Origin of the sequence: Subtercola sp. Z020 (genome assembly GCF_002931235.1) — a bacterium.
Lineage (GTDB): Bacteria > Actinomycetota > Actinomycetes > Actinomycetales > Microbacteriaceae > Subtercola.
This window is the reverse complement of the sequence record NZ_PSTT01000086.1, coordinates 26,152-33,760: the sequence shown is the minus strand read 5'-3', so window position 1 is coordinate 33,760 and position 7,609 is coordinate 26,152. Positions and strand designations below refer to the sequence as shown.

Below are 7,609 nucleotides of genomic sequence, written 5' to 3'. Positions count from 1 at the left end.
CTCCCGCACCGCGTGCAGCACCCCCTCGTAGTACAGGAACATGCGCCCCAACTCCTCGGGCCCCCGCCCCCACGTCACCCGGCCGAGGTAGCGGCTCAGCGCCCACGAGACCAGGGCGCCGAACAGCAGGGTCAGAGCGGCGAATGCGAACACGAACGGAAGGCGTTCACCGAGCGCGACCGACACTTTCGACACCGTCACTCCGGCGGCGACGAGCGCGACGATGTCGCCGTCGGCATCGCGGATGGGCACGACCGCCCGCACCGACGGCCCGAGCGTGCCGGTGTACGTCTCCGTGAACGAGCGACCCTCGAGCGCGGGCTCGATGGTGCCGACGAACGGCCGCCCGATCTCGGCGGGGTTCGGGTGGGTGAAGCGGGTGCGATCGGGCGCCATGATCGTGATGAAGTCCGTGCGGGTGTCGGCCATCAGGTTCTGTGCGTAGGGCTCGAGCTGGGCGCTCGGGTCGGCCGATTCCACGTTCGACACGACGAACGGATTGTCGGCGATCGACGTGGCCACCGACAGGCTGCGGTCGGCGGCGCTCTGCTCGACGATGCCGCGGGCGTCGTTCCAGAGCCAGGCCAGCGCGATCAGCGTCAGCACCAGAATGAACACGAACTGCAGCACGAACAGCCGCGTCGAGATGCTCCAGCGGCGAACCCAGGCGATCATGCGGCGTGCCACCTGCCCTGTTCTGCTCTCGCGTCGGTGCGGAGTGCGGTCGCTCTCAGGGTAGCCCCGGGCGGTTCCGGATGCCCGTTCCGGCGCCTGGCTACCCGCAAACACTATGAACACAACTCGGTGCCGCGCCCGCCGGTGCCCGAGGCTTGCCCCACTTGAGCTACGCCCGCGACGACGCGAGGCGATCATCCGAAAGGTGAGAACAATGGCAACGACGCCAGCAGCAACCGGCACGACTCCCAGGAAGCGCCTGGACCGTGCCCACTACCTCTACATCTTCGTCATCGTCGCGGTGGCGGCCGGCATCGCGGTGGGACTTCTCGCCCCGGAGTTCGCGAAGGGGCTGAAGCCCCTCGGTGACGGCTTCGTCTCGCTGATCAAGATGATGATTGCGCCCATCATCTTCTGCACGATCGTGCTGGGGGTCGGTTCGATCGCCAAGGCCGCCACGGTGGGCAAGATCGGCGGGCTCGCGCTCGGCTACTTCATCGTGATGTCGACATTCGCGCTCGGCATCGGGCTCGTCGTCGGCAACGTCATCCACCCGGGTGACGGGCTGAACATCTCGGCCTCGACGTACGACACGTCGGCGCTGCCCGCTTCGGACACGACCGGGTTCATCCTCGGCATCATCCCCACCTCGCTGCTGTCGTCGCTGACCGCGGGCAACATTTTGCAGGTGCTCTTCGTCGCGCTGCTCGTCGGGTTCGCGCTGCAGTACCTCGGGCCGAAGGGGGCGCCCATCCTGTCGGCGATCGGGCAGATCCAGGTGCTGGTGTTCCGCATCCTGTCGATGATCATGTGGGTCGCACCGATCGGTGCCTTCGGCGCAATCGCGGCGGTCGTCGGTTCGAGCGGGGCGGCGGCCCTCGTCAGCCTCGGAACCCTGATGATCGCGTTCTACATCACCTGCGCCCTGTTCATCGTGATCATTCTGGGCGGTCTGCTCTGGATCTCCGCCCGCACCAACATCTTCCAGCTGATGCGCTACCTCGGGCGGGAGTACCTGCTGATCGTGTCGACCTCGTCGAGCGAGGTGGCGCTCCCCCGGCTGATCGCGAAGATGGAGCACGTCGGCGTCTCCAAGTCGGTCGCCGGCATCACCGTTCCCACCGGCTACTCGTTCAATCTCGACGGCACCGCGATCTACCTGACGATGGCGTCGCTGTTCATCGCGAACGCGACCGGAACGCCCCTGAACATCGGCGAGCAGATCTCGCTGCTGCTGTTCATGATGATCGCGTCGAAGGGTGCCGCCGGCGTCTCGGGCGCCGGCATCGCCACCCTCGCGGGCGGGCTGCAGGCCCACCGTCCCGACCTGGTGAACGGGGTCGGCGTGATCGTCGGCATCGACCGCTTCATGTCGGAGGCCCGGGCGCTCACCAACTTCACCGGCAACGCGGTGGCGACCATCCTGATCGGCACGTGGACGCACCAGATCGACCGCGACCGGGTGCGCGCCGTGCTCTCGCGCGAGCTGCCGTTCGATGAGGCGACGATGAGCGCCGACGACCACGCGCCGTCGGCCGCGGGTGCCAGTGTTGCGGGTGGCGTTGCTGCCACTGGTGTCGCTGGCGCTGCGGTCGTGGGCGCCGGCGAGCGGGATGCCGCGGGCCACGCCCCCGTCTCCACCTCCGAGATCGCCGCCATCGTCGAGGGCCCCGTCGGCACCCGTCGCCGCCGCTAACCCGCCCGGCGCCACCCCGTGTCCGAGCATCCGCGTCGCCGCCGCGCGCAGCCTCCCACCCGGACGGAGGTGAGCGCACCCGACGCCCAGAGAGCGGAGGATCGCCCCACCTCCGTCCGGGCGGGACGTCATGTGGCGCCACCGCGGGTCGACGGGGCGAATCGCGCCTAGGCTCGAAGGGTGACCTCCCTCGCCAGCGCTGCCGCCGCCGAGCAGGGGGTGCGACGGCGGCGCTCGGCGGGGCGCGCCGCGCGGTGGATCGTGACGCGCGTCGCGGGCGCCGTGTTCGTGCTGTGGGCCGTCGCCACGCTCATCTTCTTCGGCATCCGGCTGATCCCGGGCGACCCGGCCGAGGCGATCCTCGGCGGGCCCGGCTCCCGCGCCACCCCGGAGGCCCTCGCCCAGGCACGGGCCGAGTTCGGCCTCGACCAGCCCCTGCTCACCCAGTACCTGCACGAGCTAGGGCGGCTCGCGACCGGCGACTTCGGCACCTCCTACTCCCTGAAAGTGCCGGTCGCGCACGTGATTCTCGACGGGCTGGGCAGCACGCTGCTGCTCACCGTGCTCTCGCTCGCCGTCGCCTGGCTGCTCGCGATCGGGCTGGCCCTCTGGGCGACCCGGGGCGGGCGGATCGCCGCCACCGTCTCGACCGTGCTCGAGATCGTCGCGGCCGCCGTGCCGAACTTCTGGCTCGGCACGATCCTCATCCTGGTGTTCAGCGTGGGCTTCGGCTGGCTGCCCGCGATCAGCACCCCGGGCATCCCGGGCCTCGTGCTGCCCGTGCTCACGCTCGCCATTCCCCTGGCCGGCTTTCTCGGGCAGCTGATGCGCGAGTCGGTTCTGAACGCTCTGGATGCCCCGTTCACCGTTTCGGCGAGGGCGCGCGGTGAGAGCGAGACCGGGGTTCGGCTGATCCACGCGCTGCGGCACGCGGCCCTGCCCGCGATCAGCCTCTCGGGCTGGGCCTTCGGATCGCTGATCAGCGGCGCGGTCGTGGTCGAGACGGTCTTCGCCCGCCCCGGGCTCGGGCGCACTCTGCTGAATGCCGTGCTGATCAGGGACATCCCTGTCGTGATCGGCGTCGTGATGGTGGTGGCGCTCGTCTACATCGTGGTCACGATCGCGACCGACCTCGCCGACCGCCTCGCGGATCCGCGGCTGCGCGCGCAGTCGTCGTCGGGCGGTGGGTCGTGAGCGGGTCGGCCGGGGCTCCCCTGCTGCCTCTGGCGGCATCCACAGCCCACCAGCCGAGCGGCGCCCGCCGCGCGCTCGCCCACCTGCACGTCGCGGAGGTCATCGCCGGGCTCATTCTGCTCTTCCTGCTGGTCGCCGCCCTCGCCCCGCAGCTGCTGACGGCGACCGACCCCCTCGCCATCGCGCCCGCGAGCGCCTTCACGCCGCCGTCGCCCGGTCACCCGTTCGGCACCGACGAATCGGGGCGCGACATCTTCACGCGGGTCGTCTACGGCGCGCGGTCGTCGCTGCTGATCGGCGTGGCGGCGACCGGGATCGGGTTGGTGCTCGCGCTCGTTCTCGGATCCCTCGCCGGCCTCGGCCCACGCGCCGTCGACTTCGGCGTGAATCGGCTGCTCGAGGTGCTGTTCGCGTTCCCCGGGCTGCTGCTCGCGCTGCTGTTCATCACGATCTTCGGGGTGGGGGTGACCACGTCGACGATCGCCGTTGGACTCGCGACGGCGCCCGGCTACGCGCGCATCATCCGGTCGCAGATCCGTTCGATCCGCGGATCGGGTTTCATCGAGGCCGCCGTCGTTCTGGGGCGGAGCCCGGGGCAGATCTTCCGCCGCAGCATCCTGCCGAACGTGGCGGCCGGGCTGTTCGCGCTCGCCACCCTCGGGGTCGGGCAGGCCATCGTGTGGGCCTCCGCGCTCAGCTTTCTCGGCCTCGGCGCGGTGCCCCCCGCGGCAGAGTGGGGGGCGATGCTCTCGGCGGGGCGCACGTACATCTCCGTCGCGTGGTGGCTCACGTTCTTCCCCGGTCTGTTCGTGGTGCTGGCGGCCGCGTCGGCGACGGTGCTCGGGCGGGGCCTGCAGCGTCGGAACCGGGAGCGGTGATGGGCGAGCAGCAGGCGGTGCTGGGCGAGCAGCAGGCGGTGCTCGACGTGCAGAACCTCCGCGTCGGGTTCCGGAGCGGGCGCGAGACGACGACGGTGGTCGACGGCGTCGGCTTCACGCTCGAGCCCGGCCGGTGCCTGGCGCTGGTGGGCGAATCGGGGTCGGGCAAGAGCGTCACGGCCCGCAGCATCCTGGGTCTCGCCGGCCAGAACGCGACCGTGACCGCCGACCGCCTGGTGGTCGGCACGAAGAACGTGCTCACCCTCTCGGTGCGCCAGCTGCGGGGCCTTCGCGGCGCCGACGTCGGGCTGGTGCTGCAGGATGCCCTGGTCTCGCTCGACCCGCTGCGAACGGTGGGGCGCGAGATCGCCGACGCCCTGCGGTTGCACACGCGGCTCTCCCCGGGCGAGCGCAGTGCCCGGGTGCAGCAGCTGCTCGTGGATGTCGGCGTTCCGCAACCGGAGTTCCGGGCGCGGCAGCGGTCGGGCGAGCTCTCGGGCGGGCTGCGGCAGCGCGCCCTCATTGCCTCGGCGATCGCGCTCGACCCGCCGCTGCTCATCGCCGACGAGCCGACGACGGCACTCGACACCACCGTGCAGGAGCAGATTCTGCTGCTGCTCGAGCGCTTGAAGCGTGAGGGAACAGCGGTGCTGCTGATCAGCCACGACCTCGCGGTGGTGGGCCGCATCGCCGACAGGATCGCGGTGATGACCGACGGCCGCATCGTCGAGCAGGGACCGGCCGACCGGGTTCTCGGCGATCCGCAGCACGAATACACGAAGCGCCTCATCCGTGCGGTGCCCGCGGGCCGCCCCCGGGGCACGCCCCTTGCGCCCGCCGCCGCGCCGGAAGTCGAGCCCGAAGTCGCGCCCGCAACCGCAGCCGACGCGCACGCTGTGCGCAGGGAGGGCGGCGCCGAGCGTGGCGCGCGCCTCGCGGGAAAGGACGGTGGCGGAGGACGAACGGCCGGCGCACCGGCGCTCGAAGCGCACGGGCTCGTGAAGAGCTACCGCAACCCCGACGGGTCGCGGCGGGTGGTCGTCGACGACGTGTCGCTCAGTCTCGCGCGGGGGCAGACGCTCGGGCTCGTCGGCGAATCCGGCTCGGGCAAGACGACGACCGCGCGCCTAGTGCTCGGTCTGACGGCTCCGGATGCCGGAACCGTCGCCCTCGGGGGCGCGCCGTGGAGCATCCTGAGCGAACGCGAACGACGGCCCGAGCGGCGGCGGATCGGAGCGATCTACCAGGATCCGCTCGGCTCGTTCGACCCGCGCTGGACGGTGCGCGAGATTCTGACCGACGCCCTGACCGACGGCCGCAGCACCCGCGACAGGGGTCAGCTGCCCGCCCTCACCGAGCTGCTCGACTCGGTCGGGCTGGCCGGTTCGCTCGCCGACCGCCGCCCCCTGCACCTGTCGGGCGGCCAGCGCCAGCGCGTGGCGATCGCCCGGGCGCTGGCGCCGCAGCCCGACATCCTCGTCTGCGACGAGCCCGTGTCGGCGCTCGACGTGTCGGTGCAGGCGCAGGTGCTCGACCTGCTCGACGAACTGCAGCGCGAGCGGGGGCTCAGCTACCTGTTCATCTCGCACGACCTCGGGGTGGTGCAGCACATGAGCGACACGGTCGCCGTCATGCTCGACGGCCGCATCGTCGAGAGCGGCCCGTCGGCGACCCTCTTCGCGAACCCCGCCGACCCCTACACCCGCCGCCTGCTGGCCGCCTCCCCCCGCCTGGCCTGACAGCGCGGCTGCTCGGTCGGCGACCGCGAGGCTCGCGGTGCGGCCCGCTGCGGGCGGCGCGGCAGCGCTCGCCGCGGCCCCGCCGCGGGGGACTACAGGGAGAACGAGGTGTCGTTGACCGAGAGGGCGGGCGGGGCGGCGAGGATGGTGCCGAGCTGGCTCTTGCCCTCGTCGGTCGCACGCCAGGCGCGGTAGGCGTCGTCTGCCTCGATCGATTCCCAGCGCTCGACGATGGTGATGTGGGCGGCATCGGCGCGGTCGACGAGAACGTCCACCCCGAGGTTGCCCTCGCGAGCGCGGGTCTGCTGCAGGGTCTCGGTGAGCACGCGCGTCGCGTCGGAGAGCGACTCGGGGGCGATGCGGAGTTCGAGCAGTGCGGTGATCATGGTTCTCCTTGCCGGCAGGCCCGGGATGGGCCGGCGTCTCTCGGATGCAACGCCCGGCGAGCGGTCAGAATTTCTCCTGCCGGGCATCCGGTCGCCGCTACGATCGTGGAGTGCCGCCGATCTTCACCCCCGAGAAGCCCATCAGACGACGCGAACGCAGCCGGTTGGTGCGCGCCTGGCGACTGTTCCGCACGCGACGGCCGGTCACGTTCACCGAGAAGGTGCAGTACAAGATGCTGCGTGACCGGCGCCCCCTGCTGGTGACCTTCGCCGACAAGGCAGCGGTCAGGGAGTACATCGCCGACCGCGTCGGCGAGGCGTACCTGCCCGACGCGATCGGGGTGTTCGACGAGGCGGATGCGCTCCGCGGCCTGAGCGTCGGCGAGGGTCTCGTCATCAAGCCGACCCACGGCAGCGGAGCGGTGGTCGTCGTCTCCCCCGAGGCAGCACCGGAGGCGCGGCTGGTGCGGCCCGACTGGGGCTGGATCTACCAGCACGTGCTGCCGAGTGCGGCCGACCCCGACCTGCTCGCCCGCACCGCCGGCTCCTGGCTCCGCAAACTCTACGGGCGGGGGCCGAACAGCGAGTGGGCCTATAGCCGCATCCAGCCGCGGATCATCGTCGAGGAGCTGCTGTCGTCACCCGAGGGGGCGATTCCCGACGACCTGAAGTTCTTCGTGTTCCACGGCCGGTGCGAGTACGTGCAGGTCGACTCGGGCCGCTTCGGCGAACGCACGCAGGACTTCTACTCCCGTGACTGGGAGCACCTCGAGCTGAGCGGCGGGCTGCCGTGGGCGACGCCCGGGCGGCCGCGACCCGAGACCCTCGACGAGATGATCGCCCTCGCCGAGCGCCTGGCCGAGGAGACCGACTTTCTGCGCGTCGACCTCTATCTGCTGCCGGGGCGCATCGTCGTCGGCGAGCTGACGAGTTACCCGGCGGGCGGTCACAGCCCGTTCGAGCCGCCGAGCTTCAATGAGAGGTTCGGCAGCCACTGGACGGTGCCGAACCGCTATCGCTAGTTCGGCACCGCGCGGGCTT

General features: G+C 71.3%; 6 protein-coding genes and 1 pseudogene. 5 read left to right on the top strand and 2 right to left on the bottom strand.

What is annotated here, in order from left to right; genetic code table 11:
• A pseudogene (locus C5B96_RS11230) lies at positions 1 to 687 on the bottom strand (histidine kinase); the annotation flags it as partial.
• A gap of 202 nt (positions 688 to 889) precedes the next feature.
• Between C5B96_RS11230 and C5B96_RS11225 the strand changes: the two are divergent.
• The 4 genes from C5B96_RS11225 to C5B96_RS11210 all read left to right on the top strand — a co-directional run bounded on the left by C5B96_RS11225 (position 890) and on the right by C5B96_RS11210 (position 6,182).
• Complete coding sequence (locus tag C5B96_RS11225) at positions 890 to 2,371, top strand: cation:dicarboxylate symporter family transporter (RefSeq protein ID WP_199176633.1); 1,482 nt, start codon at positions 890 to 892, stop codon at positions 2,369 to 2,371.
• 180 nt (positions 2,372 to 2,551) lie between these two features.
• Positions 2,552 to 3,565, top strand: coding sequence for an ABC transporter permease (locus C5B96_RS11220; RefSeq protein ID WP_369826473.1), 1,014 nt, complete (start codon positions 2,552 to 2,554; stop codon positions 3,563 to 3,565).
• On the top strand, positions 3,562 to 4,443 hold the full coding sequence (locus C5B96_RS11215) for an ABC transporter permease (protein WP_369826472.1): 882 nt from the start codon (positions 3,562 to 3,564) through the stop codon (positions 4,441 to 4,443). The genes C5B96_RS11220 and C5B96_RS11215 overlap by 4 nt, the downstream gene beginning before the upstream one ends.
• Positions 4,443 to 6,182, top strand: coding sequence for an ABC transporter ATP-binding protein (locus C5B96_RS11210; protein WP_104245446.1), 1,740 nt, complete (start codon positions 4,443 to 4,445; stop codon positions 6,180 to 6,182). The genes C5B96_RS11215 and C5B96_RS11210 overlap by 1 nt, the downstream gene beginning before the upstream one ends.
• Before the next feature lie 92 nt (positions 6,183 to 6,274).
• On the opposite strand, the gene C5B96_RS11205 is transcribed toward C5B96_RS11210, so the two are convergent.
• Positions 6,275 to 6,568 carry a putative quinol monooxygenase gene (locus tag C5B96_RS11205; RefSeq protein WP_104245445.1) on the bottom strand — a complete coding sequence of 98 codons (294 nt, stop codon included), beginning with the start codon at positions 6,566 to 6,568 and terminating at the stop codon, positions 6,275 to 6,277.
• Between the two features lie 110 nt (positions 6,569 to 6,678).
• Between C5B96_RS11205 and C5B96_RS11200 the strand changes: the two genes are divergently transcribed.
• Positions 6,679 to 7,590, top strand: coding sequence for an ATP-grasp fold amidoligase family protein (locus tag C5B96_RS11200; protein WP_233189154.1), 912 nt, complete (start codon positions 6,679 to 6,681; stop codon positions 7,588 to 7,590).
• Positions 7,591 to 7,609 lie beyond the last annotated feature (19 nt).